The organism is Sphingomonas sp. LR59 (assembly GCF_036855945.1).
In the GTDB taxonomy this organism is placed as follows: Bacteria; Pseudomonadota; Alphaproteobacteria; order Sphingomonadales; family Sphingomonadaceae; genus Sphingomonas.
This window is the reverse complement of the sequence record NZ_JASPFL010000001.1, coordinates 2,735,682-2,762,075: the sequence shown is the minus strand read 5'-3', so window position 1 is coordinate 2,762,075 and position 26,394 is coordinate 2,735,682. Positions and strand designations below refer to the sequence as shown.

Below are 26,394 nucleotides of genomic sequence, written 5' to 3'. Positions count from 1 at the left end.
GTACCGGGGAGGATTTGCACGCTCATGCCCCTCACGCCAACGTCAGCCCACTCGTCCGCAAGGGTTCGGCCCCCTGCAGGAAATACCGCCGCGCCAGCGCATCCGACACCGCGCCGAGACGCCGCTCGATATCCCCTAGCGTCTCCGCATTCAGCTCAGCCGCCGTCGCGGTCATGACGATCGCCAGCAACCCGGTCGCTTGCGCCTGTTGCGGCTCCGCCATCTCGTCGTCGCTCAGTACCGGCAACTCCGCCAACCGCGCCGCAATCCGCTCCGCCGAAAACGCCAACGACCGTGGATTGCCCGGATCGAGCGCCACCAGGTCCATCACCGGCACCCGCGCGATCCCGGTCGGATAGCGCTGGCGATAACTGATCTGACTGTCGGCAAGGTCGAGCAGCACCGACAAATCGTCCGGCGACGCGCCCGGCATCCCGAACAACCGGATCGCGCGCGCCATCGCCATCGCCCGCTCGATCCGCCGGCCGAGATCGTGGAACCGCCACGCCGCCGTCCGCCCCATATGCTCGGCCGATAGCCCCGCGATTGCAGCATACCGCCGTTGCAACGACCCGGCTCTCTCCAGCATCCCGCGATGCGTAGGGAAGGGCGCCTCGAGCAACCGCACCATGTCCGCCGACAACCGATCGCGCGAGCCTTCGCCGATCTCGCGCGCATGGCGGTTGAGCGTCAGGATCGATTGCCAGCGTTCGTCCTCCATTGCGGTCCGGGCGAGCGCGGTCAGGTCTGCGCGGCGCAGCGATGGCGGGTGCGGCGCGCTGCCCGCCCCGACGATCAGCCCGACCAGCTTGCCGACCGTGGTCGGCGACAGGACGGCCCCCCATCGACGTCGATCGAATTGCCGAGCATCACGCGGATCGCGCCGAGCAGCGCTTCGCCGCGCTCCAGATACCGCCCGAGCCAGTAGAAATTGTCCGCCACCCGGCTCGGCAAAGTCCCCGGATTGCGGCGGACCTGAAGCGAGTCCGCGGCGGTCAGCAACGACACGGGGGCGACCGGTTCGGCACCGTAGATGCACACGTCGGCGGACCAGATCCCTTCGCCCATCACCGCCGCCCGCGCGTCGGGATGCTCGCCGATCCGCGCGAACCCGCCGGGCAGGACGGTCCATTCGCCGTCGCCACCGCGCGCCGCGAAGACGCGCAGGGTGAAGGGGCGGGGGACCAGCGCATCGCCGACGACGACCGGCATCGTCGAGAGCTGGACGAGTTCCTGCCCGACATAATCCTGCGGCCTGTTCGCTATGTCGGCGAGCAGGCGCGTCCGGTCTTCGCCGGTGATGTCGGCGCCAGTGGTCGGGCCGCCGGTCATGCCGAGCGGGCGCGCATGGAACGCGGGCCCGATCAGCAGGCGGTCGAAGTTGGCCTCGACCTGCGCTCGCGCGCCGTCCTGTCCGCACCACCAGGTCGCGATATTGGGTAGGAGCAAGTCTTCGCCGAGCAGCGATTTCGCCAGCTGCGGCAGGAAGGCCGAGAACGCCGGCGCCTCCAGCACGGCCGAGCCCGGCGCGTTCGACAGCACGACGTTGCCGGCCGCGTACGCGTCGATCAGTCCGGGCACGCCGATCTGCGAATGCGTGTCGAACGCCAGCGGATCGAGCAGCCGTGGGTCGAGTCGCCGCCACAGCGCATCGATCCGCTTGAGCCCACCAATTGTGCGGACATACACCTTGTCCTCGAGCGCGGCGAGATCGGCGCCCTCGACCAGCAGCAGCCCCAGATAGCGTGCAAGATGCGCCTGTTCAGGATAGCTCGGGTTGAACCGGCCGGGCGTGAGCAGGCCGATCCGCGGATCGGTCCGCTTGCACATCGCCGCGATCCCTGCGCGAAACGCGGCAAAGAACGGCGCGTGCCGCTGGACGTTGAGCCGATCCTGCAACCCGCCGAGCGTGCGGCTGACGGCGATGCGGTTCTCCAGCGCGTAACCAGCACCAGCGGGCGCGCGCAGGTGATCGGCGAGCACGCGCCATTCGCCGGTCGGCCCGCGGCCGAGATCGATCGCAATGAAATCGAGATGACGGCCACCGGGCGGGTCGAGCCCGACCATCGGCCGCAGGAAGAACGGGCTTCCGGTGACGAGCGCGGCGGGGATATGGCCGTCGGCGACCAGCTTTCCTTCGCCGTAGAGGTCGCCGATCACCGTCTCCATCAACGTCGCGCGCTGGATCACGCCGTGCTCGATCCCCGCCCATTCGCTGGCCTCGATCAGCAGCGGGACGGGCGAGACGGGCCAGGGGCGCTCGTCGGGTTCGTCGGCGATGCGGAAGCCGGTACCGATGTCGACCGCATGCCGCTGGACGCGTTCGCGGATGTGGCCGAGGTCGTCCGAGGCGACCATCGCGAGTTCGGCGAACATCGCCGCCCAGGCGGGGTCGGCGCTACCGTCTTCAGCGGGGCACAGCACGTCGGCGCCGGTGGTGCGCGCGCAATAGTCGGCAATCCAGCGCTCGGCATGGATCATCGCGTCGAAAAGGGGCGCGGTGTGCGTCGCCGTGTCCGCCGTGTTCAATGCCTCAAGCCCCCGAATACAGGCGGCGGTGTTTCACCTTTCGACGCGGCGGTGCAACATAAATTGTCGCGGGGCGATACCTTGCCCTTTTCCCTCGCGAACGCGGGGCCCAGGAATCCCAAGCGCTGCGTTCAGTTATCCTGGACCCCGCGTTCGCGAGGGAACAGCAGTAAGGTATGGCGCCCACCAATGCCGCCACCCCGGCGAAGGCCGGGGCCCAGTTGGAAAGGTGGTCGTAACGAAGCGCTGCCCTCCATTAGCAACGTTCCCCAACTGGTCCCCGGCCTTCGCCGGGTGGTTATGGTTTTGGGGGGGCAGGCTCACAAATCCGGCAACACCTGATCCGCCACACCCCAACCCGCCAGCGCCCGCGACCCGGCCCGCGCAATCAACTCAGCCCCATCCTTCACACCCCATCTCGCCGCCGTCTCGATATCCCGCAACTCGGTCCAAGACACCGGCGCCGCCACCGGCGCGCCCGCCCGAGCCCGCGCCGAATACGGCATCACCGCGGTCGCCCCGCGCTGGTTCCGCAGCCAGTCGATGAAGATGCGGCCCTTGCGCTTGGCCTTCGCCATCGTCGCGACGAAGCGCTCGGGGTCGGCCCCCGCCATCGCCCGCGCGAAACGGTCGGCGAAGTCCTTTACCGCCGGCCATTCCGCCTCGGGGGTCAGCGGGACGACGACGTGCACGCCCTTGCCCCCCGACAGCATCGGGAAGCTGACCAGCCCGAGTTCGGCGAGCTGGTTCTTCAGATGCTCGGCCGCCTTCTTCGTGTCGCCGAAATCGAGCCCCTCGTCGGGATCGAGATCGAACACGAGGCGGTCCGGCTTTTCCAGAGTCGCGTTCGACGATCCCCAGCCGTGGAACTCGATCGTGCCCATCTGCACGCAGGCGACCAAGCCGTCTGCGTCGTCGACATAGAGATAGTCTTCGGTCGAGCCGTCCTTCTCGCGGATCGGCACCTTATGCACCGCGTCGCCGAAGCTCCCCGCGTCGTGTTTCTGGAAGAAGCACGCGCGCGATCGACCTTGAGGACACCGCACGAGGCTGATCGGGCGGTTGCCCGCGACCGGCAGCATGATGCCCGAGACCGCGACGTAATAATCCGCGAGATCGCCCTTGGTGACGTCCGACTTGTCGAAGATCACGCGGTCGCGGCTGCTGACCTTTATGCTGGTCGCGGGAGCCGCGGCTTCCTCCACATCCGGCAGCGGCGCGGGCGTCTCGGCAACGACGTCCTTCGCCGCCTTGTCCTCGCGCAGGCCGATGAAGCTCGAATGGCGAAGCACGCCGTCGGGCGTCACTTCGGCAAAGGCGACCTCGGCGACCAGTTTCGGCGTCACCCATTTCGCGCCGCGGACCGCGGCCTTGGGCGCCTCGACCGTCGGCGTCTTGCGATCGAGTGCGTCGAGCTTGTCGCGGATCTCGTCCATCAACGCCTGGTCGAAACCGGTGCCGACCTTTCCCGCATAGCGATACCCTTTGCCCTCGCGGACGCCGAGCAACAGCGACTTGAACCCGCGCTTCTTGTCGGATGGGAGCCAGCCGACGATCACGAATTCCTGGCGGTGCGTGCATTTGACCTTGAGCCACACCTTGGTCCGCTTGCCGACATAGGGCGCGTCGGCGCGTTTCGAAACGATGCCTTCGAGGCCCTCGCGGCACATCGTCTCGAACAGTTGCTCGCCTGCGCCGATGACGTGGTCGGAGTAGCGGAGGCGGTCTTCGTCTTCGGCGATCAGCGGTTGCAGCCGCGCCTTGCGGTCGAGGTTGGAGAGGTCGGTCAGGTTTTCGCCGTCGAGTGCGAGCAGGTCGAACGCGAACAACGTCATGTCGCCGTTGGCGGAGATCGCGTCCTTCAAGGTCGAGAAATCGGGGTGGCCGTCCTTGAACGCGACGATCTCGCCGTCGATCAGCGCGGATTTTACCGGGAGCTTGGCGGCGGCGGCGGCGATTGCGGCGAACTTTTCGGTCCAGTCGAGGCCGGTGCGGGTGAAGACCTTGGCCTTGCCGTTGGCGATCGAGACGAGGGCGCGGTAGCCATCGTATTTTACTTCGTGGAGCCAAGCGGAGCCGGTGGGGACGGCGTCGACGAGGGTGCAGAGTTGGAGATCCTGAAAATCCTCCCCGGCACGGGGAGGGGGACCGCCGCGACCTTTCGCGGTGGTGGAGGGGGCTGCCACTGGCGAGAGCTTTACGGCTGGCGGTACTCTTGCGGCCCGCCCCCTCCACCAGCTTCGCTGGTCCCCTCCCCGTGCCGGGGAGGATTTGCCTTCTTCGATCTCGATCATTGTGCGGCCGGTCGAGACGCTGGTCAGCGCTTCCTCGACCAGCGTGTCCGTGCCGCCCGCCGCCGCATCGTCGATTTTCCGCAGGAGCCAATTCTCGCGCTTCTCCTTTGCGCGCGGCTTCAGGCGGATCAGCAGCCATTCGCCCTTCATCCGTTCGCCATCGAGGACGAAGTGGAGGTGGCCCTTGTCGAGATCCTTCGCCGACTTGCCCTTGATCGGCGACCATATGCCGCGGTCCCACAGCATGACGGTGCCGCCGCCATATTCGCCCGCGGGGATGGTGCCTTCGAAGGTGGCGTAGCTGAGCGGGTGGTCCTCGGTGCGGACGGCGAGGCGTTTTTCGTTGGGGTCGAGGCTGGGGCCGCGGGTGACCGCCCAGCTTTTCAGGACGCCGTCGATTTCGAGGCGGAAGTCCCAGTGGAGGCGGGTGGCGTCGTGCTTCTGGACCATGAAGCTGTTGCCGTTGCCGGGGGCCAGCGTACCCGCGGGTTCGGCGGTCTTGGTGAAGTTCCGCTTTGAATTGTAGAGGGCGAGGGGATCTGGGGCGTGGCCATCAGCAGCGTCCCATCTTCGTCATCCCGGCGAAAGCCGGGACCTCGTGCAGCAGGGGGAAGGTCTGCAACGGGGAGATCCCAGCTTTTGCTGGGATGACGGGGAGGGGGCCCAAATATACGTCATCCCAGCGAAAGCTGGGATCTGGTGCGGCAAGGGCGACCTCGCCAACCGGGATATTCCAGCTTTCGCTGGAATGACGGTGAGGGGGCAAGGGCGCTATGCACGTTTTTTTGCAGGAGCTTTGGCAGCCGTTTTCGCCGGCGCGCGCTTGGCGGGGGCTTTCTTCGCTGGTGCCTTCTCCGCCGCCGCACTCCCCCGCTCTTCTCCATCGACTTCTTCAACGCCGCCATCAAATCGACCACGTTCGAGCCGGTCTTCCCGCCGGTGTCCTTGTCCTCGATGATCTTCTTCCCGTTCGCCTTGCGCTTGCGTTCGATCAGATCCTTCAGCGCGTCAACATAGCGATCGTGGAACTCCTGCGGGTGGAAGTCTGCGCTGCGCTTTTCGATCAGCGCCTCGGCGAGTTCGAGCAATTCCTCGGACGGTTTGTCGCCGGGGATATCCCGGAAATAGCCCTGCGCTTTGTGCACCTCGTCGGCGTAGCGAAGCGTCTCCAGCACCATCCCGCGCCCGCACGGCTTCAGGCTCACGACATATTCGCGCCCGCGCATCGCCAGCTGGCCGAGCCCGACCTTCTTGGTCCGCTTCAACGCCTCGCGCAGCACGATGAACGCCTCCTCCGCGAGATCGTCCGCGGGCACCACGAAATACGGTTTCTCGTAATAGAGCACGTCGATCTCGCTCGCGTCGACGAACTGCGTCAGCTCCAGCGTCTTCTTCGATTCGAGCTTCACCGCGTCGATCTCGTCCTGCTCCAGCAGCACATATTCGCCCTTCGAGACTTCATATCCCTTCATGATTTCGTCGGCATCGACCGGGCCGACGCCGGTGACGACCTTGTCGTAGTGAATCGGCTGGCCCGACGGCTCGTGGATCTGCTTGAACGACACCGCCGCGCCGGATTTCGTCGCGGAGTAGATCTCGACCGGGATCGAGACGAGGGCCAGCCGGATCTGCCCCTGCCAATATGCGCGTGCTGCCACTTGGCGTTCCTTCGTTGCGGAAACGATTCGATTACCTGGGTCAATCATCGGCACGGTAGAGTCGTTCCCAAGTTTCGTTCCGCGCCAAATCCCGCTAAAGCGCGCGGCATGTCAGACGATCCCTTCACGCTGTTCGATAGCTGGTACGCCGAGGCCAAGCAGTCCGAGCCGAACGACCCGAATGCGGTCGCGCTCGCGACGGCGGATGCCGAGGGGCGGCCTTCGGTGCGCATGGTGCTGTTGAAGGGCCACGGCCCCGACGGCTTCGTGATCTACACCAACCGCGAGAGCCGCAAGGCGGGCGAACTGGCGGCCAATCCGCAGGGTGCGCTGCTGTTCCACTGGAAGTCGCTGCGCCGACAGATCCGGATCGAGGGGCAGGTATCATGGGCGACGGACGAAGAGTCGGATGCCTATTTCGTCTCGCGCGGCCGTGATTCGCAGCTTGGCGCCTGGGCGTCGGCGCAGTCCCGGCCGCTCGACAGTCGCGACACCTTCGAGCAGCGCTTTGCCGAAATGGCCGCGAAGTTCGAGGGGCAGGATGTGCCGCGGCCGCCGCATTGGGGCGGCTACCGCGTCACGCCGACGCGGATCGAATTCTGGCAGGACCGCGCGCATCGGTTGCACGAACGCCGGCTGTTTACGCGTCAGGACGGCGCCTGGAGCGAAGGATTGTTGTTCCCATGACCCATGACGAACGGCGCCGGATCATCCCGCTTGCGACACGCGCGGCGCTCGCCAGCGTTGCGATGGCGTGTTTCCTGCTGTTGTTGAAGGGCTTTGCCGCCTGGTCGACGGGCTCGGTGGCGATGCTCGGTTCGCTCGCCGATACCGCGCTCGACTTGCTCGCGTCGCTGGTCACGCTGTACGGCGTGCGGCTCGCGGCGACGCCTGCGGATCACGACCACCGCTTCGGCCACGGCAAGGCTGAGGCGCTCGCCGCGCTGTTCCAGGTCATGCTGATCACCGCGTCGGCGGTCGGCATCGCGTGGCGCGCAATCCTCGCGTTCGGCGATCCGCAGCCGACCACCGGGGCCGATTTCGGCATCGGCGTGTCGGTGATCGCGATCGTCGCCACGGTGTTCCTACTCTCCTATCAACGCCGCATCATCCGCCAGACCGGCTCGGTCGCGATCCTCGCGGACAACGTCCATTACCAGTCCGACGTGCTGCTCAACGGCTCGGTGATCGTCGCGCTCGTGCTCGATCAATATGTCGGGTGGAGCGGCGCGGATCCGATCTTTGGCATCGTCATCGCGCTGTGGCTCGCCTGGGGGGCGTTCCAGGCGTCGTCGAACGCGATCGACCAGTTGATGGACAAGGAATGGCCGGAGGATCTGCGGTCGCAGTTCCTCGATGTCGCGGCGCGCCAGCCCGGCATCCGCGGCATCCACGATTTCCGCACGCGCCGCTCCGGCAGCCACGACTTCGCGCAGTTCCACATGGAGGTCGCGCGCGACCTGACGGTGGCGAACGCGCACGACATCGTCGAGGCGGTCGAGCGCAATTTGCGCACCGCGTTCCCCAAGGTCGAGGTGCTGATCCATCTCGATCCCGAGGGCCATGTCGACACCGACAATCCGCTGGTCGAGGCGGACGTGACGCCGCATTGGTTTGGCAAACGCGTCTGATCCGTTCGGGTTCTGCACGCGCGTCTGAGGGGCTCCAAACATGAGAATACCGTTCGCGCAGATCGATGCGTTTTCCGACACGCCGTTTGGCGGCAACCAGGCGGCGGTGATGCCGCTGTCGGCATGGCTCGACGACGCCGTGCTGCTCGACATCGCGCAGGAGAACAACCTGAGCGAGACGGCGTTCATCGTTGCGTCGGACGACGAGGGCGTCGATTTTGACCTGCGCTGGTTTACGCCGGGCGCCGAGGTCGCGCTGTGCGGCCATGCGACGCTGGCGAGCGGGCATTTCGTGCTGTCGTCGGATACCGCGCTCGACCGGGTGCGGTTTCGGACTCGGCAGGCGGGGATGCTCGAGGTCGCGCGGGCGGACAGCGGGTATAGGCTGGAGTTGCCGGCGTGGGGGCCTAGTCCGAAGGCGATTCCGGAGATCGTCGCGGCGTTGACCGTCGAGTCGCCGGTCGAGACGTTGTGGCACGAGAAGGGCTATGCGCTTGTCATCGTCGAGAACGAGGCCGTGGTGCGCGATCTGAAGCCAGACTTTGCTGCGCTGGCCAAGTTCCCGATCGTCGCGATCGTCGCTGCGCGGGGGAGGCGACCGACATCGTGAGCCGCGTGTTTACGCCGTACTACGCGATTAATGAGGATCCGGTGACGGGCTCGGCGCATGCTGTGATGGTGCCGTATTGGGCGCCGATGCTGGGGGACAGCTTTACGGCGTATCAGGCGAGTGCTCGGGGCGGGAAGCTGACGTGCCGGTTGGCGGGCGACCGGGTTGTGCTCGGTGGGGCGTGCGTGACGACTATCGAGGGTACCTTTTTGCTGCCTTGAGGTTTGGCGCATCCGTCACCCGCCCTTATTCGTCACCCCAGCGAAAGCTGGGGTCTCATGCGTGGCAGATGACGGGAGATCCATGCTGATATCCCAGCTTTCGCTGGGATGACGGTCGGAGAGGGGCTCGGCAAGCGGCTGGCGGCACGGGCACCGTCTACCGCTTCCGCCCCTTGGTCATCGGATCGGGCTTTTCGGTTTCACCCAGCCCGGCGGCGGTGTCATGCGTTGCTGGCTTGTGCCGAGCCCCATCGCGCCGGGCTGCTGGCGGGTAAGGCCGGATGTGTCGGTACTTTCGCCACCGCCGCGCAACACGCTGATCTGATCGCGCAACTTACCCGCGGTTTCGAAGTCCATTGCGGCGGCGGCGGCTTCCATCTGGCGGCGCAAGGTTTCGATATCCATGCCGCCCTCAACGCGTCAGGCGGCGACCAGTGCCGCCTCGGTGTCCGCGATCCAGCCGCCGCCGAGCACGCGCTCGCCCGCATACAACACCGCGGCCTGGCCGGGCGCGACGCCGTATTCGGGCGCATCGAACACCACGCGGTCGCCGACCAGACGGGCAGGGACGGGTTTTGCCATCGATCGCACCTTGGCGGTCAGCGGTCCGGTGAAGTCGCCGCCGAGCCAGTTGATGTCGGTCATCCGCGCCGCCTCGACCGCGAGTGCGCGACGGGGGCCGACGACGACTCGCTTCGTCTCGGGCTCGACGCGGACGACATAGAGCGGCTCGGGACTGCCACCGATCTCCAGCCCGCGACGCTGTCCAACCGTGAAGTGGATCAGCCCGCGATGCTCGCCGAGCTTCGCCCCGCCGAGATCGACGATATCGCCCGCGGTTTCCGCCGCCTCCGGCCGCAGCTTCTTCACCAGCCCGGCATAATCGCCGTCGGGGACGAAGCAGATGTCCTGGCTGTCGGGCTTGGCCGCGACGCCGAGCCCGAGTTCCGCCGCGATCTCGCGCACCCGCGCCTTGGGCAGGCCGCCGAGCGGAAAGCGCAGATAGTCGAGCTGGCTCTGCGTGGTGGCGAACAGGAAGTAACTCTGATCGCGCGCCGGATCCGCCCCGCGGTGCAGTTCGGCGCCGTGCGTGCCCTCGACTCGGCGGACATAATGCCCGGTCGCCAGGCAATCCGCACCGAGATCGCGCGCGAGCTTGAGCAGGTCGGTGAATTTCGGCCCCATGTTGCACTGGACGCAGGGAATCGGCGTCCGGCCCGCGAGATATTCGTCGGCGAACTTGTCGACCACCTGCTCGCGGAAACTGGTCTCGTGATCGAACACGTAATGCGCGATACCGAGTCGGTCGCACACCGCGCGGGCATCGCGGATGTCGCGACCGGCGCAACATGAGCCCGCACGGCCGACCGCTTCACCATGGTCGTAGAGCTGCAACGTCACGCCGATCGTCTCGGCGCCCGTGGCATGCGCGAGCGCGGCGACGACCGAGCTGTCGACGCCACCGGACATCGCCACGACGATGCGCTTTCCGGCCGCGCCTGCACCGGCAGGGGGCCCGAGCTGAAAATCGGTCTGATCCATGGTCACCACATAAGCGCGACGGCGTGCGGTTGCAAAAAGATGCGGCGGTTAACGTATATCAGGACGAGTTGACGGAAAAACGCGACCGACGATTGCAAAAAGGCAACAAGTCCACGAACTTTTTTGTCGAGTTTTACGGTCCCTTCACCCCCTCGCGCTAAACCGGGCATCCCAAGAGTAAGCGCGAGTATCCCGTTGGACCTGAGTTTTCCCCGTTTCGATCGCGACGCAGAGGTCACCGTACTTCCGGGTGACCTTGCGGTCCTGATCGTCGGGATCGCCGCCCGCCAGGCAGCGAGCCCGACTGCGGTGGTGCAGGCCAGCTTCGCGCGAACGACGGTCGACCCAAAACTGTTCGCGCCGCTTCACGGTGCGTTCAACGGGCCGATGGCAGCGGCCTTAACCCGGTGGAAGGACGAGTGAAGATGCTGTTTACCGCGGCGTTTCAGCCGATCTTCAAATCCTGCGACTATGTGTCGTGCGTGCGTATCGATAGGGGGCCCCCGCCCCGATCAGAGGTTTCAAATGATCGAGAACCAGAAAATCCGTCCCGGCAAGGTCATTGGCCCATTGGGCGAGCAACTTACCCTGGATACCCTGCCGCCGCCCAGCACCACGCGGTGGGTAGTGCGTCGCAAGGCCGAAGTGGTCGCGGCGGTGAATGGCGGGTTGCTCAGCGTCGACGATGTCTGCGCCCGTTATGGTCTCACGGTCGAGGAGTTCGCCAGTTGGCAGCGCGCGATCGACCGATCGGGCATGCCGGGTCTCCGGGTTACGCGGATCCAGCACTATAAGTCGTTGTACGAGCGCCAACAAAAGTATTGAGGGCTAAAACTCAAAACGCGGGCGGAACAAAAAACGCCGCTCGCTCGTCTTTCCGCCATCGCCCGGATACGGGTTCAACGGAGGGAAAATATCATGGGTCTCATTCTTTGGCTGATCATCGGCGGCGTCATCGGCTGGATCGCTAGCATGATCATGCGCACCGACGCGCAGCAGGGCATTTTCCTGAACATCGTCGTCGGCATCGTCGGCGCCTTCATCGGCGGCCTGGTCCTGTCGGGTGGTTCGATCAACAACGCGCCGCTGACGCTGACCTCGTTCCTGGTCTCGCTGCTGGGTGCGGTTGTCCTGCTCGCAATCGTGAACCTCGTGCGTCGCGGTAGCGTCCGCTAAGAGTTCGCATCGTCACGCGAAGTAAAAAGGCCGTCCGGGCAACCGGGCGGCCTTTTTCGTGCGTGCGTTGTTTGCCGCATCTCCCTTGCGATCCTCCCCCGCCAGGGGGAGGTGTCGCCGAAAGTGACGGAGGGGGAGGACATGGAGCAGACGTTGCCCTTTCCTCCCCCTCCGTCTGGCGAGCGCCAGCCACCTCCCCCTGGCAGAGGAGGATCGTAGAAGGGTCAGTTCAGCAGGAACCGCACCGACAGCGTCACCGTCACGTCCTTTTCGCCGGGTGCGATCTGCGTGCTGTCCTTGGCCATCGCGCCACGCATCATCGCCATCATCGGTTGCGGCGAGCCACCGGTGTCCTGCCCCGATTCGGCGATCGAAACGATCCGCGCCACCCGCAACCCGGCCGCCTTTGCGTAGAGATCGGCACGGCGCTTGGCCTGCGCGATCGCGTCGGCCCGCGCTTCGTCGAGCGCCGCCTCGGGCTTGTCGATCGACAGGTTCGGCCCGTCGATCTGGTTCGCGCCCTGCGCCACCAGCGCATCGAGGATCGTGCCGGACTTGGCGACGTCGCGAAAACGGATCGAGACGGTGTTGGTCGCCTGGTAGCCGGTGATGACCGGCGGCTGGTTGTCGGCATAGCGATATTGCGGCGAGAGCTGCACCGACGAGGTCGCGATATCGCGCGGCGCCACGCCGGCGCGCTTGAGCGCGTCCAGCACCTTCGTCATCCGCTGCGCATTGTCGGTGAGTGCGGCGGCGGCGGTCGGCGACTGCGAGACGACGCCCGCGCGAATCGTCGCGAGATCGGGAACGCGCGTCGTCCGCCCCTCCGCAGACACGTCCAGCACAGTGCCGGCGGCGGGCACCATCGGCTCGACCGTGGTCGGCGCCGTCTGGGCGATCGCGCCGGCGGCAGGCAGGATCGCGGCGACGCCAGCCAGGGCGGTCAGGAACGATGCGGTCTTCATGATGGTCTCTCCCGTGGAACTCGGTTTGCGTGTCGCCCGGAACGGTTCAACGCAAGCTGAACGTCTTTCCAATCTGCCAAAGCGCATTGCGGATAGATCGAAATCGAAGCATGTCTGTGACCGGCGCTCGTCGAAAGACTTGAGCAAGGTGACTTATTCAGATAACACAGCGTATGAGCGATGGTGCGGGTCGAGGCAAGACCGGTCGAAAGTGGGATTGTGGCGCGCATGAATTACGAGACGAAGATGGTCGGTAACGAGAGCGAAGAGCATCTGGCGTTGCCGGATTATAGCGCTCCCTCGCACCGCCGTCGCAACATCATCATCGCTGTTCTCGTGGTGCTGGCGATCGTCGCCGGGGTCTATGCCTTCAAGTCCGGCAAGAAGGACGCCGCGGCCGCAGCGCCCGGATCGCAGCTGCCGACCGTGTCGGTGGTGGTGCCGGGGCGCCAGTCGGTCGATCGGACGATCTCGGCAACGGGTACGCTGGCGGCGCGACGCGAGATGCCGGTCGGAGTCGCGGGCGAGGGCGGGATGATCACGCGCGTGCTGGTCGAACCCGGCACCTGGGTTGCCGCAGGGCAGGTGCTGGCGACGGTCGATCGCTCGGTCCAGACCGAGACCGCGGCGTCGCTCGCCGCTTCGGTCAGCGTCGCGCGCTCGGACGAGACGATCGCGCAGGCCGAACTGGATCGCGCCAAGCAGTTGGTCGATCGCGGCTTCATCTCGAAGGCCGATCTTCAGCGCAAGGCGGCGACGCGCGATGCGGCGGCGGCGCGCGTGAAGGTGGCGCAGGCGACGCTCGGCGAGGCGCGTGCACGCAACGGCCGGCTCGATATCCGCGCGCCCGCGGCGGGGCTCGTGCTGACTCGCGGCGTCGAGGCTGGCCAGATCGTCGGGCCATCGGCGGGCGTCCTGTTCCGCATGGCGATGGGCGGCCAGATGGAGATGCGCGCGCAGTTGAGCGAAGCCGATCTGGCCGGGCTGCATGTCGGCGCGCGCGCGACGGTCGTGCCGGTCGGCACCACGCAGGGCTATCCCGGCGAAGTGTGGCAGGTCTCGCCGGTGATCGATCCGCAGACCCGCCAGGGGATCGCGCGGATCGCGGTCAAATATGATCCGGGCCTGCGCCCCGGCGGATTCGCCGCAGCGACCATCGTCGGCGGCGTGACGCAGGCGCCGCTGCTCCCCGACTCCGCGCTGCAGAGCGACGAGAAGGGCAATTACGTGTATATCGTCGGACCGGACAACAAGGTCGCCCGGCGCAACGTCAAGATCGGCCAGGTCTCCGATGCCGGCGTGACGATCGTCGGCGGGCTCGACGGCTCGGAGCGCGTCGTCCAGTCCGCGGGCGGTTTCCTCGCCCCCGGGCAGGCGGTCAAGCCGATCACCAAGAAGGCGAGCTGAGCTCATGAACTTTCGCAACATCTCGGCCTGGTCGATCCGCAATCCGGTTCCGCCGATCGTGCTCTTCCTGGCCCTGATGCTTGCGGGCGTCGTCAGCTTTATGCGGATGGACGTCAACCGCGATCCCGACATCGATTTCCCGATCGCGGTCGTCGTCGTCAACCAACCGGGCGCCGCGCCGACCGAGATGGAGACTCAGGTCACGCAGCGCGTCGAGGCGGCCGTGCGCTCGCTTCAGGGCATCGACGAGATCAACTCGACCGTTACCGAAGGCAATTCGGAAACGGTGATCCAGCTCACCATCGGCACGCCGATCGACCGCGCGGTCAACGACGTGCGCGACGCGATCGCGCAGATCCGTAGCGATCTTCCCGACGGGATCCTCGAGCCGCAGGTGTACCGCGCGAACACCAGCGGCAACGACGTCGCGAGCTTCGCGGCGATCACCAGCGACATGACCGTCGAACAGCTCTCCTGGTACATCGACGACACCGTCACCAAGGATCTGCTGTCGATTCCCGGCATGGCGACGATCAGCCGCAACGGCGGCGTCAGTCGCGAGATTCGCGTCATCCTCGATCCGCTCAAGCTCCAGAGCCAGGGGCTGACCGCAAGCCAGGTCAATCTGCAGTTGCGTCAGGTGAACCTGAACGCGGCGGGTGGTCGTGCCGAAATCGCCGGCTCCGAACAGTCGATCCGCGTGCTCGGTAATGCGCGTGACGCGGCCGATCTCGGCCAGACCCAGATCAACGTCGGCAATGGCCGTACCGTGCGCCTGGCCGACATCGCGCAGGTCCGCGATCTCTATGCCGAGCAGCGCAGCCGCGCGACCGTTGACGGACGCCAGGCGATCACTTTCGATTTCCAGCGGGCCAAGGGCGCGTCCGACGTCACCGTCTATCACGCCGCGGTCGAGAAGCTACGCGCGCTCGAAAAGCGCAATCCTTCGGTCAAGTTCGTCCAGCGCTATACCAGCACCGACTATACCGAAGCGCAGTATGAAAGCGCGATCCATGCGATGATCGAGGGGGCGATCCTCGCCGTCATCGTCGTCTTCATCTTCCTGCGCGACTGGCGCGCGACCGCGATCTCGGCGCTGGCGATCCCGCTGTCGGCGATCCCGGCCTTCTGGTTCATGGACCTGCTCGGTTTCGACCTGAACGGCATGACGCTGCTCGCGCTCAGCCTGGTGGCGGGTGTGCTGGTCGATGACGCGATCGTCGAGATCGAGAACATCGTCCGGCACATGCGAATGGGCAAGTCCGCCTACCAGGCATCGATCGATGCCGCCGACGAGATCGGTCTTGCCGTGCTGGCGACGACGATGGCGATCGTCGCGGTGTTCCTGCCGGTCGCGCTGATGCCGGGTATCGCCGGGCAGTTCTTCAAGAATTTCGGCCTGACCGTGGTCGCAGCCGTGCTGATGAGCCTGGCGGTCGCGCGGCTCGTGACGCCGATGATCGCCGCGTATTTCCTGAAATCGTTCGGCCATGCCAGCCACGGCGAGGGCCGGATCATGGACTGGTATGTCCGCACGCTCCACTGGACGCTCAACAGCGACAAGGCGGCGGCGTGGCGCGCCCGTGGTGGTATGCGGAAAATGTTCAACCGCGTGATGGATCACCGAATGTGGGCGATCGGTGCGGGCGTGCTCGCGTTCGCGCTCACGCTGTTCATGTTCACCGTCATCCCCTCGCAGTTCCAGCCGACCCGTGACGAGGATGATTCGTCCGCGCAGATCGAGATGGTGCCGGGCACCACGCTCGCGCAGACCGATGCGGTGGTCGCGCGCGTCAGCGAGATCCTCCGTCGGCAGCCCGAGGTAACGACGGTCTATGCGCGGACCAGGGTCGGCAGCGGTTCGGTGACCGCCAATCTTCGCCCCGATCGCAAGGAGACCTCGGTCGAGTTCGAACGCCGGATGGCGCCACAGCTCACCGCGATCCCCGATGCGCGCGTGTCGTTCCGCTCGCAATCGGGCTGGGGCAGCAGCGGTCGCGACGTGACCGTCGTGCTCGGCGGCAGCGACCCCGCCAAGCTGCAACAGGCGGCGGACAAGATCGTCGCCGAGATGGGCTCGCTGAAATCGCTGACCGCGCCGCGCGTGTCGGGCGGGATGCAACGCCCGGAAATCGTCATCCGCCCGCGCTTCGATCTCGCCGCCAATCTCGGCGTGACCACGCAGGCGCTGTCGTCGGCGATCCGGATCGCGACGCTCGGCGATATCGACCAGAACTCGGCGCGCTTCTCGCTCTCCGATCGCCAGATCCCGATCCGCGTCGCGCTCGACCAGTCGGCGCGGACCAGTCTGTCGACGATCCAGAACCTGCCCGTGTCGACCGCGTCGGGCGGCTCGGTGCCGCTCAACCTGGTCGCGGATATCGGCCTCGGCTCGGGCCCGACCAAGATCGACCGCGTCAACCAGCAGCGCCAGATCACGCTCGGCGCTGATCTCGCGCCCGGCGTGGTGATCTCGGACGCGATGAAGCAGGTCCATGCGCTGTCGTCGATGAACAACCTGCCGGTCGGCGTCAGCGAACTCACGCTCGGCCAGAGCAAGTGGCAGGCCGAGATGATCACCAACTTCATCACCGCGGTGATCGCGGGCACGTTCCTCGTGTTCGCGGTGCTGGTGCTGCTGTATCGCCGCGTGTTGCCGCCGTTCGTCAACATGGGGTCGTTGCTGCTCGCGCCGCTCGGCGGGTTGCTGGCGCTGTGGGCGACCGGACAGCCGTTGTCGCTGCCGGTCTATATCGGCCTGCTGATGCTGCTCGGGATCGTCGCCAAGAACTCGATCCTGCTGATCGATTTCGCGCTCGACGAGATGAGCAAGGGCGTCGACGCGTTCACCGCGATCATCGATGCCGGGCACAAGCGCGCGCAGCCGATCGTGATGACCACGGTCGCGATGGTCGCGGGCATGGTGCCGACCGCGCTGTCGCTCAGCGGCGATTCGTCGTCGCGCGCGCCGATGGGGACGGTCGTGATCGGCGGCCTCGCGCTGTCGACCTTGCTGACGCTGCTGATCATCCCCGCGGCATTCAGCCTCGCGGTCGGGATCGAGCGCTATGTCGGGCCGCGGCTTGGTCGCCGCCTGCTCACCTATCGTCCGGGTGACAATGGCGACGAGGTGATCGGGATCGCCGGACCCAATCCGGGTCCGCTGCTCGGGCCGGCGACCGGCAAGCTGGGGCATGGCCGCGATCACGGTGACGGCACGCAACCCGCCGAGTGAGTCATCTCCGGCACGCCCCTCTGCACCCGGGCACCCGAACCGCCGCAGCGGCGTGAACATTCGGGGCGCCCGGGGATTGTTACGGGCATGACGCTTTTACCCCGTATGCGCCCGGCCGGCGAAGCACCCCGCCGGCGCTCGTCCGCATGCGGATCGTCGCCACCGGCCTGCTCGTGTTCATGGCCGCGACGTTCTTCGTCAGCCGCGCGCTCGTCCCGGTCCACCCGGGCTTCGGGTTCGTCCGCGCGTTTGCCGAGGCGGCGATGGTCGGCGGTCTGGCGGACTGGTTCGCGGTCACCGCGCTGTTCCGGCATCCGCTCGGCCTGCCGATCCCCCACACCGCGATCGTGCCGCGCAACAAGGATCGGATCGGCGACACGCTCGCGCAGTTCCTCCGCGCGAACTTCCTGATCCCGGTCGTCATCGCGCGGCGCACGCGACGGCTCGACGTGGCGGGGGCGATTGCGCGCTGGCTCACCGATCCGCCCGAGGGGCAGGAGGCCGCTTCCGGCAGGGCGCGTCGAAGCTGGTCGCGCAGGTCCTGGAGGGTCTCGATCCGGCGCGGCTCGGCGGGATGGTCAAGGCCGGGATCGGCGCGCGCCTGCGGGAAACCGAAGTCTCGCCGATCCTGGGCCAGTTGCTCAAGGCCGCGATCGCCGAGCGCCGTCACGCGCCGCTGCTCGAAAGCGCGATCCGCTGGGCCGCCAAGACGCTCGCGGCAAACGACCACCTCGTCCGCGCGATGGTCCATGACAAGGCCGGCTCGATCCTGCGCTGGACCGGGCTCGACACGACCGTCGCGGACAAGCTGATCAGCGGCTTCGACAAGCTGCTCGCCGAGATGGCCGAAGACCCCGAGCACCCCCTGCGCCTGAAGGCGGAAGAGGGGCTCGATCGCCTCGCTTGGGATCTCCAATACGACCGCCGAATGCGCGAGCGCGTCGAGACGATGAAGAACGACCTGCTCGACAATCCGGCGATGCAGCGCTGGCTCGACGGTCTGTGGGAGCAGGCACGCGGTGCCCTGCTGGCGATCGCCCGCGACCCTGAGCGCGCGATGGCGGGCAAGCTCGGCGACATCCTCCGCCAGCTCGGCGAAACGCTGCAGCACGACCCCCGCATGTCGCGCACGATCAACCGCTTCGTTCGGCGTGCGGCGGTCGGCGCGGCGGCGGATTACGGCGACGGCATCGTCAAGCTCGTGTCCGAAACGGTCCGCAGCTGGGATGCCGACACGATCACCAGCCGCCTGGAGAACGCGGTTGGCCGCGACCTGCAATATATCCGCGTCAACGGCACGATCGTCGGCGGGCTGGTCGGACTGGTGATCCACAGCGTCGACGTGCTGTTGTGACGGGGGCGGCGTAGGATTGTTTGGATTGCACGCGGAACGGCAGTTCTACAGGTATGGTCCGGTCGTCGGTACCTGTCTGGGTTAAGTAAGACCTGGAGAGGTTGGCGCTGAAAACGGATCGAGACGGGATGGCGCTTGCCGACATCGAATGCCTGGATTGGGAAGAAAAGCAGTCGTTCCCGATCTGTCAGTAGACGATCGATGTCCCCCGCTTCAGCGGCTTAGGCGGCGTCGGCGGACGTAGGCCGGCGGCATGATAGTCGGCAGCTACCGGCTTGAGATCGAGGGCAGCTTGGTAGCAGCCTCCCAACGGCCGATCGGCGAGCCCTGCCGCCTCCCAGAATTTCTGCCCGGCTGCGGTCGACAGAGATTTCCGGACGTCCGCGATCTCACCAGTCGACAGTCGGCGCGCTATCCCATCCATCGCACATGCCGCAACCGCAGTGTCCAACTGGCTCGAGTTCGCGGGCACACGGCGGGCGATTATCGGTTTTAATCGGTCGTATGCACCCAGATAGATCTTGGTCACCGACTGCCTCGGACTCGGCCGCATGCCGATCGTGTAGAGCGCCTGCCTCGTTGCCTCCGCCAGGGCGCTGTCGATCGCCTGCTGCTTCGTAAATTCTGCCGGTGGATGATCCGCCCACAACTGGATGGCTGCCGCAAGGCTGTCGGCTGGCGGTGATGGCACGGGTGGGGCCGACGAAGCTTGCAAAAGAAAGGCGAGCAGCTGAAGCATTCGCCGTTCGTGCCATACCCGAGCCGATGTCCGCAATTGGGCGATTGCGGAACGGCCTGTTTGGGAAGGAAAGCGGACAGGCCGCTTATTGTTTGAAAGGCTGTCGTTTCGACACCCGAGCTACCAACCTCGATCTTTGTCGTTTCAGTACGTCAGGCATCTGACGGAGAAGGGCGGGCAGGCCGACGAGGATAAAAAAAGGAGTGACCACTTTTCGAGATGCCTGTCGCGTTCGGTTATCTCGACGCAGTAAGGTCCCGAATACACGCGCCCGCAAAGCCAATCGGCAGGAATGGCCGCGAAACGAGAGCCTACGGCCACCACCGGACGGTTTTCCATGAGATAGATGTTAGCCGCGAACGGCGCGAATATCATCGACGTACAAGCGGCTAAGATAAGTCGACGCTTCACGACAATCTCCCTGCGGCCCCGGGTGTGCGTCACCTGATATACGATCCAACGTCCGTTATCGGGAAGTTACAATTGCAGTGTCAACGTCCGCAAGTGGGCGTAAGCGGAGCGGCTGGAATGGGAAGGATGGCGGACGTTCAGCTCATCTGTCCGAAAGCTGCTGCAACACCGATCAACGCCACTGCGCCGTTGGTAGCCATCAGCAGCCAAAAACTCTTTGGTTGCGTGTCTCGATCGCAGCTAATCCCGATTATTTCCGCGATTCCGGGCGCTGTCTCGGTTAAAAGTCCGAAGACGAAGAGCGATCCAAACAGCAGGATCAGGACAAAATCTATGAAAAACTGCTCGCTCATTAATATAAGCTAGCTTCGCTACGGAATGTCCGCAATTGGGTGGAGCAGAGTACCGCCTTAACGACCGCAATTGCGCGTAAGCCGCCACTGAGCCAAAATCGGTTCTCGGAATGATGATCGCGTCAAACAGGCCGTGCGTTTGGTGGCTATCTAGGTGTGAGCTTTCCGGAGCGAACGTGGCGCTTGCAATCCCAGGCGAGCATGCTGTTCCAAGTTGACCACTGCGAGTTGACGACTTTTTCATTTGCCACCAGTGCCGACACCCAGATTTCTTCCCGGGGAACCTTGCCGTGATTTGTCGCGACCATGCCGCAGGTGTAATCGCCGGCAGCGCTGGCAACGAGCCGGTAAGGCCATTTGAAAGTCACGTCTTTCGCGTTGGGCGCCTGGCTCAGAAGTGCAGGCTCAGCGAGCGCGATGAATTGCTCCATCGCCGGCTCGGCTCCGCTATCTGCCTTAACCGGTGCCGCTTGTGACGCGGCCAGCGTGGTTGCGAGAATGTAGGCTATCATGTCTCTTCCCTGCATGCCCGTTGAGCAGCATCATTTTAGCGAACAGGCATTACGACTAATAGGCCTTGAACTATCGTTTACTACCAAATTGCTGAATAGGCGCAGCCTGAACGAACGGCAGCTTTCGTGATTGGCCGCGAGCCTCCCGAACGACCAGAAGTGGGCGGAAGCGGAATGCGAAGGTTAGCGACCGTCCCCTTGCAAGCGACCTATTCCGCGGGCTGACGGTATTCGAGCGGAACAGGTTTGAAGATGGCAGCTAACGCGCATCCTAGAACCAAGCCCGTCAAGACTAGCGGGCTGAAAGTAGCGTTGCCTCGAATCATCTCGATCGCACCGGTCACGGCAAGCCAAGTGACAACCAGCAGAAACAGCCTTGCGAAGAACATCCGTAGTCGTGGGGGCATCCGGTTTTTAAGCCGCCTGATCCAACTCGACATCGATAGCTCCCGTTCATCCAAAGATATGTCATACGCGGGCAACGTCCGCAATTGAGCGTAAACAGAACGGCCGGGATGGAAGGGGAAAGCAGTCAGGCTACTTTAGGCTTCCGGTAAGCGACAGTGCTCGGAGTCGGCTCGGCTTAGTGCCCGCCGATACCATCCCGGAAGCCATGACCAAAGTCGCGTACAGCGTCTTTCAAGCCAGCATATTGCGTGATCGCCACGAGGACGAGCACTGCTGCAATCAAGAGGCGCTTTGGTCCAGCCCGACGAGGTTCATCAGTAGCGTTCATGGTCTGGTTCCCCACCTATAAAACCGCGTTACCCTATGCCTGCGTCAGATCGGGGGCAACCGATACTGCGGCCAACATTGTCCTATATCCTGAATGAACGACGGCTTCCAGGCGCCGCGATACGGCGCTGAACGGCGACAATTGGGCGGAAGCGGAATGGCCGGGATGGGAAGGTTGGCGGACCGTACGCTTTGGAGCGGCGTTCAGTCAGAGTAGCCGTTGGTTCAAGGCCCGCCTAATCTGCCGCTGAACGTTCGCACTGCCTTCGTTTGCGCTAGCCGAGCTGCCGCGCGTTGTCGTCCTCACGTGGCCCAAGCTTCTCCAGTACCTCCGCGATCTGCATAGCTACCGGTAATAGGTCCAAACATCTGCCTGTGGCAACGCACCGCCCAAGTCTTTGCGTAGGCGATGAACGGGCGAATGGAATAATTGAGGCATGGCTAATATATAATCTGGATCAATACCTACGCTATCTTACTCTTCAAGTTTCTTGAAGCATTTCCTATCGGCATTGTCGACATCCCGCGATCAGTATAAATGGACGTATAAATATTAGGGGGAGCGAAGAAATGCGCGGATTTTTCCTTATTTTTATTGCGTCTGTTTTCGCATTTTCAACCGGCGCACTGGCTCGGCAAGCGGGGCAGGGAACTGGGCCGAACAACAGCGGTCCCGGGGAATTCAACCGTCAGCAGAATTTCCGAGATTTCCAAGTAGGTGTTGTCGACTCCAATCGATTGACCATGCGGCCGGTCCCGGTATCGCCGGGGGACATCGTGCAGGGGCTGGAGGTCCATGACGCAAAAGGTCTTGTCATCGGCAAAATCGGAACCGTCAGTAAAGGCTTTGCGACCGTGACGAGCGCGGTCGGTAGCGTCGAGGTAGACTTTCCGTCCTTTGCAAAGAACAAGAACGGGCTTTTGATCAATATACCCAAGAGCAAGATCGACGCTTTGATGGTACGCGGGCATCCGGCACCGTGAGGTGTCGATAGCCACAGACGCGATCAGCGGAACATTCTATAGCCGTCAGTCTCGGTGCGCGCCGAACCATGCGCCCGCCGCCCGCATTACGCCGCATGCCCCAATGCCGCATCAGCCCGTTCGACCATTGCGTCGGCAATTCCGGACCCATCCCCGTCGATCTTTGCGGGATATCAATACGACCAAGAACACCCGCTAGTGGCAAATGGGATCGTTGCGGCGAACGTCCGACTCCGGGCGTTAGCGATCACGCTGGTTCTGGCAGCGGTCACTGGTCGCGCAACGGCGCTACCGCTCCCAATCCGGCATCGGCCAGCCCTTAGCCTTTGCCAGCAACCGCAAAGGCCCATGCGCATTCACCGCGAAGGGTTCGTCGGCCCATTCGAAGGTCGGGGCATCCGAAACATGGTCGGAATAGAAGCTGATGTGCGCGTGGTCTCGGGCGATGCCTTCGCGGTCCATCCAGGCCTGGATCATGCGCAGTTTTGCCGGGCCGTAGCAATTCTCGCCTTCGATGCCGGCGAGCAGCACGCCGTCACGGTCGCGCAGGCTCTCGGTGCCGATCACCGCGTCGAAGCCCAGTCGCTGCGCGATCGCCTCGACGTAGAATCGGTACGACGCGGTTGCCATCACCAGCCGGTATCCGGCGGCGCGGTCTGCCTCGATCTGCGCGCGGGCGCTCGCGAACACGCCGTCGCGCATCACGCGGTCGGCGAAGGCTTCGGCCGCCCGGCGTTCTTCGGCGGGGGTCATGCGCTTGCCGAGCATCATCCGCTGCATCAGGTATTTGAGGCGGCCGCGGCTGATCAGCTTGCCGACATAGCCGAGCGCGGCGACTCCGGCGAACGGGACGAGCGCCAGCCGCCACGGCGCGCCGCCTTTCTTCGCGGTGTGGAGCAGGAACGGCGTCCAGGTCGGCGCGTGCGTGATCGTCTTGTCCATGTCGTAGATCGCGAGGCGGACGGACGGGGCGGCGGAAGGCAATTCGGTCATCGTCGCGACTTACGCCGCATTCATCTTGCCGATCCAGTCACTTTGCCGCAAAGGTGCCCCCGATGAGCGCGATGGCCGATTTTCAGCAGGACGGTGCCGATACCGGCACGCTTCGCTTTACCGGCGATCTGTCGCTCGCAAAGATCGGCAATCTGCCCGATCGGCTCGAGGCGATCGACGCGGCTTCGGTGAAGCATGTCGACCTGAGCGGGGTCGACCGGATCGACACGATCGGCGCCTGGGTCGTCCACCGCTTCGCTGCGCGCAACGATGCGACGATCGACGGGCTCGATGCCAACGACCAGGCGCTGTTCGATCAGGTCGTCGCTTCCGATCAGCCGCTCGCCGCCAGGCCCGCCAAGGTCAACGCGGCCAGTCGCGTGCTCGGCGAGATCGGCGATGCGATCGTCCTGTCGGGCAAGACCATGCTCGGCCTGCTCGGGTTTCTCGGCGCGACCACGATCGCGTTCGGCAGCGTTATCCGCCACCCGCGCCGCTTCCGCTTCAACGCGGTGGTCCAGCGGTTCGAGGTGGTCGGCGTCGCCGCGCTCGGCATCGTCGGGCTGATGAGCTTCCTCATCGGCATGGTCATCGCCCAGCAGGGCGCGGTCCAGTTGCGGCAGTTTGGCGCAGAGGTGTTCACGATCAATCTCGTCGGCCGCCTGACGATCCGCGAACTCGGCCTGTTGATGACTGCGATCATGGTCGCCGGCCGCTCGGGCTCGGCGTTCGCGGCACAGCTCGGCACGATGAAACTGACCGAAGAGATCGACGCGATGCGCACCATCGGCGTGTCGCCGATGGAGGCGCTGGTGCTGCCCCGCGTGCTCGCCGCGATCGTGATGATGCCGCTGCTCGGCTTCTACGCCTCGGTGATCGCGATCATCGGCGGTGGCCTGCTGTGCTGGGTCCAGCTCGGCATTCCGCCGGTCACCTTCATCGCGCGTATCCGCGAGGTCGTGCCGATCACCGATCTCTACATCTCGCTGATCAAGGCGCCGGTGTTCGGCGCGATCATCGCGATCGCGGGCTGCTTCCAGGGCATGCAGGTCGAATCGGACGCCGAACAGGTCGGCCTGCGCACCACGTCGGCGGTCGTCCAGGGCATCTTCCTGGTGATCGTCCTCGACGCGTTCTTCGCGGTGTTCTTCACGTGGTTGGGTTGGGACTGATGGCCCGCAAGACGGACAACAAGACAGACGACTTCATCATCTCCGTGAAAGGGCTGAAGAACGCGTTCGGCGATTCCGTCGTGCACGAGGGGCTCGATCTCGACGTCCGCCGCGGCGAGATTCTCGGCGTGGTCGGCGGCTCCGGCACCGGCAAGTCGGTCCTGATGCGCTCGATCATCGGCCTCCAGACCCCGGTCGCCGGCGAGGTCACCGTGTTCGGCGAGGCCAATATCGGCCGCGAAGAGACCGAGGCGACCGAAATCCGCAAGCGTTGGGGCGTGCTGTTCCAGGGCGGGGCGCTGTTCTCGACGCTGACGGTGGCCGAGAACGTCGAAGTGCCGTTGCGCGAGTTCTATCCGGACCTGTCGCCGGCGCTGCTCGCGGAAATCGCGTCGTACAAGGTGGTGATGACGGGTTTGCCTGCCGACGCCGCGAACAAGTTTCCCGCCGAGCTTTCGGGCGGCATGAAGAAGCGTGCGGGCCTCGCCCGTGCGCTCGCGCTCGATCCCGAACTGCTGTTCCTCGACGAGCCGACCGCGGGGCTCGATCCGATCGGTGCGGCAGCGTTCGATGGGCTGACCCAGTCGTTGCAGAAGACGCTGGGGCTGACCGTGTTCCTGATCACGCACGATCTCGATACGCTGTATGCGATCTGCGACCGGGTCGCGGTGCTTGCCGACAAGAAGGTCATCGCGGTCGGCACGATCGACGAGCTAATCGCGCTCGATCACCCGTGGATCGAGGAATATTTCAAGGGGCCCCGCGGCCGTGCCGCGGTCGCGACGCAGGAGGCGCACGAGCGCGCCGACGAGCAAGCAGCCCGACACCCTACCGAAGTCCAGTCCAAGCAGTCCGCGCCGGACGACGCCGACGCGACATACGCCGAGAAAGAAGCAAGGACGCGCTGATGGAAACCCGTTCGAACCACGTCCTAGTCGGCGCCGTCGTGCTGATCCTGCTGGCGCTGCTGGCACTGTTCACCGTGTGGATCGCGCGGCTGGGCGGCAAGGAAGAGAAGGAATACGACATCTTCTTCCGCCAGTCCGTCGACGGGCTCGCGCGCGGCTCTGCCGTCGTGTTCTCGGGCGTGCCGTCTGGACAGGTGAAGACGATCTCGCTGTGGAAGAACGATCCGCAGTTCGTCCGCGTCCGGATCAGCGTCAACGACGAGACGCCGGTGCTGCAGGGCACGACCGCGTCGATCTCGGGCGTCGGCTTCACCGGCGTCAGCCAGGTCTCGCTAGATGGCGCGCGGAAAGGTGCACCGCCGGTCGCGTGCCCCGACGTCAATGGCCAGCCTTGCCCGTACGGCGTGCCGGTCATCCCGACCAAGCAGGGCGGACTCGGCGCGATCCTGAACTCGGCACCGCAGTTGCTAGAGCGCCTGTCGACGCTGACCGAGCGGCTGACCGGGTTGCTGACCGACCGTAACCAGGCGTCGATCGCGGGCATTCTCGAAAACACCAACCGTCTGACCGATGCGCTCGCCGATCGTGGCCCCGAGATCGCCGCGACGCTCGCGCAGACCCGCGTCGCGATCCAGCAGGCGGGCGATGCCGCGCAGCAGTTCGGCGTGCTCGCCAAGACGACCAACGGCGTCCTGTCCGAGGACGTGAAGCCGGCGATGGCGAACCTGAACAAGGCGATCACGTCTGCGCAGCAGAGCGCCGAGACGCTCAACGCCGCGATCGGCGATGCGCGGCCGGGCTTGCAGGCGTTCTCGAAGACGACGATTCCCGAGGCCAACCGTCTGGTCCACGACCTTCGGACGACTTCCGCGGCACTGTCGTCGGTCGCCGAGAAGGTCGACCAGCAGGGTGCGAGTTCGTTGATCGGGCAGCAGAAGCTCCCGGATTACAAGGGTAAGTGAGGC

At 65.1% G+C, this 26,394-nt stretch carries 17 protein-coding genes and 6 pseudogenes; 13 read left to right on the top strand and 10 right to left on the bottom strand.

Going from position 1 to position 26,394, the window contains the following annotated elements:
* Positions 1-31: 31 nt before the first annotated feature.
* From QP164_RS12790 to ku, 3 pseudogenes are all read right to left on the bottom strand, one after another.
* Positions 32-2,481 (bottom strand): annotated as a pseudogene (locus tag QP164_RS12790) (circularly permuted type 2 ATP-grasp protein).
* A gap of 368 nt (positions 2,482-2,849) precedes the next feature.
* Positions 2,850-5,363: pseudogene (ligD, locus tag QP164_RS12785) on the bottom strand (DNA ligase D); the annotation flags it as partial.
* Positions 5,364-5,594: 231 nt separating this feature from the next.
* Positions 5,595-6,481: pseudogene (gene ku / locus QP164_RS12780) on the bottom strand (non-homologous end joining protein Ku).
* Positions 6,482-6,589: 108 nt separating this feature from the next.
* Between ku and pdxH the strand changes: the two are divergent.
* From pdxH to QP164_RS12765, 3 genes and pseudogenes are all read left to right on the top strand, one after another.
* Positions 6,590-7,168 carry a pyridoxamine 5'-phosphate oxidase gene (gene pdxH, locus QP164_RS12775; RefSeq protein ID WP_333923377.1) on the top strand — a complete coding sequence of 193 codons (579 nt, stop codon included), beginning with the start codon at positions 6,590-6,592 and terminating at the stop codon, positions 7,166-7,168.
* The gene (locus tag QP164_RS12770) at positions 7,165-8,112 is read left to right on the top strand and encodes a cation diffusion facilitator family transporter (RefSeq protein WP_333923376.1); all 948 of its coding nucleotides are present in this window, start codon (positions 7,165-7,167) and stop codon (positions 8,110-8,112) included. Before pdxH ends, QP164_RS12770 begins: the two co-directional genes overlap by 4 nt.
* A gap of 40 nt (positions 8,113-8,152) precedes the next feature.
* Positions 8,153-8,943 (top strand): annotated as a pseudogene (locus tag QP164_RS12765) (PhzF family phenazine biosynthesis protein).
* 157 nt (positions 8,944-9,100) lie between these two features.
* Here the strand turns inward: QP164_RS12765 and QP164_RS12760 are convergent.
* Positions 9,101-9,321: pseudogene (locus QP164_RS12760) on the bottom strand (UvrB/UvrC motif-containing protein).
* 42 nt (positions 9,322-9,363) lie between these two features.
* Positions 9,364-10,485 (bottom strand): tRNA 2-thiouridine(34) synthase MnmA, encoded by a 1,122-nt coding sequence (gene mnmA / locus QP164_RS12755; RefSeq protein WP_333923375.1) that lies wholly within the window; start codon positions 10,483-10,485, stop codon positions 9,364-9,366.
* A 195-nt stretch (positions 10,486-10,680) separates the two neighbouring features.
* Here mnmA and QP164_RS12750 point away from each other — a divergent pair, with 195 nt between their 5' ends.
* The 3 genes from QP164_RS12750 to QP164_RS12740 all read left to right on the top strand — a co-directional run bounded on the left by QP164_RS12750 (position 10,681) and on the right by QP164_RS12740 (position 11,661).
* A complete protein-coding gene (locus tag QP164_RS12750; RefSeq protein WP_132736423.1) occupies positions 10,681-10,908 on the top strand; it encodes a hypothetical protein in 228 nt (75 codons plus the stop codon).
* Between the two features lie 102 nt (positions 10,909-11,010).
* Positions 11,011-11,310: a CtrA inhibitor SciP gene (gene sciP / locus QP164_RS12745; protein ID WP_056412261.1), complete on the top strand. Its 300-nt coding sequence runs from the start codon at positions 11,011-11,013 to the stop codon at positions 11,308-11,310.
* Positions 11,311-11,403: 93 nt separating this feature from the next.
* Positions 11,404-11,661, top strand: a complete 258-nt coding sequence (locus QP164_RS12740) for a GlsB/YeaQ/YmgE family stress response membrane protein (protein ID WP_055881539.1) — start codon at positions 11,404-11,406, stop codon at positions 11,659-11,661.
* Between the two features lie 224 nt (positions 11,662-11,885).
* Here QP164_RS12740 and QP164_RS12735 read toward each other — a convergent pair whose 3' ends face one another.
* Positions 11,886-12,626, bottom strand: coding sequence for an SIMPL domain-containing protein (locus QP164_RS12735; protein WP_132736420.1), 741 nt, complete (start codon positions 12,624-12,626; stop codon positions 11,886-11,888).
* A gap of 228 nt (positions 12,627-12,854) precedes the next feature.
* Here QP164_RS12735 and QP164_RS12730 point away from each other — a divergent pair, with 228 nt between their 5' ends.
* The 3 genes and pseudogenes from QP164_RS12730 (at position 12,855) to QP164_RS12720 (ending at position 18,622) form a co-directional block, all read left to right on the top strand.
* On the top strand, positions 12,855-14,033 hold the full coding sequence (locus QP164_RS12730) for an efflux RND transporter periplasmic adaptor subunit (protein WP_132895590.1): 1,179 nt from the start codon (positions 12,855-12,857) through the stop codon (positions 14,031-14,033).
* 4 nt (positions 14,034-14,037) lie between these two features.
* A complete protein-coding gene (locus QP164_RS12725) occupies positions 14,038-17,268 on the top strand; it encodes an efflux RND transporter permease subunit (protein ID WP_333923373.1) in 3,231 nt (1,076 codons plus the stop codon).
* 146 nt (positions 17,269-17,414) lie between these two features.
* Positions 17,415-18,622: pseudogene (locus QP164_RS12720) on the top strand (DUF445 domain-containing protein).
* 187 nt (positions 18,623-18,809) lie between these two features.
* Here QP164_RS12720 and QP164_RS12715 read toward each other — a convergent pair.
* The 3 genes from QP164_RS12715 to QP164_RS12705 form a co-directional block, all read right to left on the bottom strand.
* Positions 18,810-19,361, bottom strand: coding sequence for a hypothetical protein (locus QP164_RS12715; protein WP_333923372.1), 552 nt, complete (start codon positions 19,359-19,361; stop codon positions 18,810-18,812).
* A gap of 548 nt (positions 19,362-19,909) precedes the next feature.
* Positions 19,910-20,125 carry a hypothetical protein gene (locus tag QP164_RS12710; RefSeq protein WP_277982548.1) on the bottom strand — a complete coding sequence of 72 codons (216 nt, stop codon included), beginning with the start codon at positions 20,123-20,125 and terminating at the stop codon, positions 19,910-19,912.
* A 146-nt stretch (positions 20,126-20,271) separates the two neighbouring features.
* Complete coding sequence (locus tag QP164_RS12705) at positions 20,272-20,637, bottom strand: hypothetical protein (RefSeq protein ID WP_333923371.1); 366 nt, start codon at positions 20,635-20,637, stop codon at positions 20,272-20,274.
* A gap of 1,305 nt (positions 20,638-21,942) precedes the next feature.
* Between QP164_RS12705 and QP164_RS12700 the strand changes: the two genes are divergently transcribed.
* Positions 21,943-22,356, top strand: coding sequence for a hypothetical protein (locus QP164_RS12700; RefSeq protein ID WP_132895583.1), 414 nt, complete (start codon positions 21,943-21,945; stop codon positions 22,354-22,356).
* Between the two features lie 288 nt (positions 22,357-22,644).
* Here QP164_RS12700 and QP164_RS12695 read toward each other — a convergent pair whose 3' ends face one another.
* Positions 22,645-23,349 (bottom strand): HAD family hydrolase, encoded by a 705-nt coding sequence (locus QP164_RS12695; RefSeq protein ID WP_333923370.1) that lies wholly within the window; start codon positions 23,347-23,349, stop codon positions 22,645-22,647.
* 62 nt (positions 23,350-23,411) lie between these two features.
* On the opposite strand from QP164_RS12695, the gene QP164_RS12690 reads away from it, so the two are divergent.
* The 3 genes from QP164_RS12690 to QP164_RS12680 are packed head-to-tail and all read left to right on the top strand — an operon-like array spanning position 23,412 to position 26,391.
* Entirely contained in the window at positions 23,412-24,521 is a 1,110-nt protein-coding gene (locus tag QP164_RS12690; protein WP_132736411.1) for an ABC transporter permease, read from the top strand.
* Positions 24,521-25,429: an ABC transporter ATP-binding protein gene (locus tag QP164_RS12685; protein WP_333923369.1), complete on the top strand. Its 909-nt coding sequence runs from the start codon at positions 24,521-24,523 to the stop codon at positions 25,427-25,429. Before QP164_RS12690 ends, QP164_RS12685 begins: the two co-directional genes overlap by 1 nt.
* The gene (locus QP164_RS12680; protein WP_333923368.1) at positions 25,429-26,391 is read left to right on the top strand and encodes an MlaD family protein; all 963 of its coding nucleotides are present in this window, start codon (positions 25,429-25,431) and stop codon (positions 26,389-26,391) included. The genes QP164_RS12685 and QP164_RS12680 overlap by 1 nt, the downstream gene beginning before the upstream one ends.
* The last annotated feature ends 3 nt before the right edge of the window (positions 26,392-26,394 follow it).

What these genes read in the sequence shown, in the direction of transcription:
- sciP (WP_056412261.1), top strand. Translation starts at nt 11,011, where the DNA reads ATGATCGAGAACCAGAAAATCCGTCCCGGCAAGGTCATTGGCCCATTG.
- QP164_RS12700 (WP_132895583.1), top strand. Translation starts at nt 21,943, where the DNA reads ATGCGCGGATTTTTCCTTATTTTTATTGCGTCTGTTTTCGCATTTTCA.
- QP164_RS12730 (WP_132895590.1), top strand. Translation starts at nt 12,855, where the DNA reads ATGAATTACGAGACGAAGATGGTCGGTAACGAGAGCGAAGAGCATCTG.
- mnmA (WP_333923375.1), bottom strand. Translation starts at nt 10,485, where the DNA reads ATGGATCAGACCGATTTTCAGCTCGGGCCCCCTGCCGGTGCAGGCGCG.
- QP164_RS12740 (WP_055881539.1), top strand. Translation starts at nt 11,404, where the DNA reads ATGGGTCTCATTCTTTGGCTGATCATCGGCGGCGTCATCGGCTGGATC.
- QP164_RS12695 (WP_333923370.1), bottom strand. Translation starts at nt 23,349, where the DNA reads ATGACCGAATTGCCTTCCGCCGCCCCGTCCGTCCGCCTCGCGATCTAC.
- QP164_RS12735 (WP_132736420.1), bottom strand. Translation starts at nt 12,626, where the DNA reads ATGAAGACCGCATCGTTCCTGACCGCCCTGGCTGGCGTCGCCGCGATC.
- QP164_RS12770 (WP_333923376.1), top strand. Translation starts at nt 7,165, where the DNA reads ATGACCCATGACGAACGGCGCCGGATCATCCCGCTTGCGACACGCGCG.
- QP164_RS12690 (WP_132736411.1), top strand. Translation starts at nt 23,412, where the DNA reads ATGAGCGCGATGGCCGATTTTCAGCAGGACGGTGCCGATACCGGCACG.
- QP164_RS12705 (WP_333923371.1), bottom strand. Translation starts at nt 20,637, where the DNA reads ATGATAGCCTACATTCTCGCAACCACGCTGGCCGCGTCACAAGCGGCA.
- QP164_RS12725 (WP_333923373.1), top strand. Translation starts at nt 14,038, where the DNA reads ATGAACTTTCGCAACATCTCGGCCTGGTCGATCCGCAATCCGGTTCCG.
- QP164_RS12685 (WP_333923369.1), top strand. Translation starts at nt 24,521, where the DNA reads ATGGCCCGCAAGACGGACAACAAGACAGACGACTTCATCATCTCCGTG.
- pdxH (WP_333923377.1), top strand. Translation starts at nt 6,590, where the DNA reads ATGTCAGACGATCCCTTCACGCTGTTCGATAGCTGGTACGCCGAGGCC.
- QP164_RS12680 (WP_333923368.1), top strand. Translation starts at nt 25,429, where the DNA reads ATGGAAACCCGTTCGAACCACGTCCTAGTCGGCGCCGTCGTGCTGATC.
- QP164_RS12710 (WP_277982548.1), bottom strand. Translation starts at nt 20,125, where the DNA reads ATGAGCGAGCAGTTTTTCATAGATTTTGTCCTGATCCTGCTGTTTGGA.
- QP164_RS12715 (WP_333923372.1), bottom strand. Translation starts at nt 19,361, where the DNA reads ATGCTTCAGCTGCTCGCCTTTCTTTTGCAAGCTTCGTCGGCCCCACCC.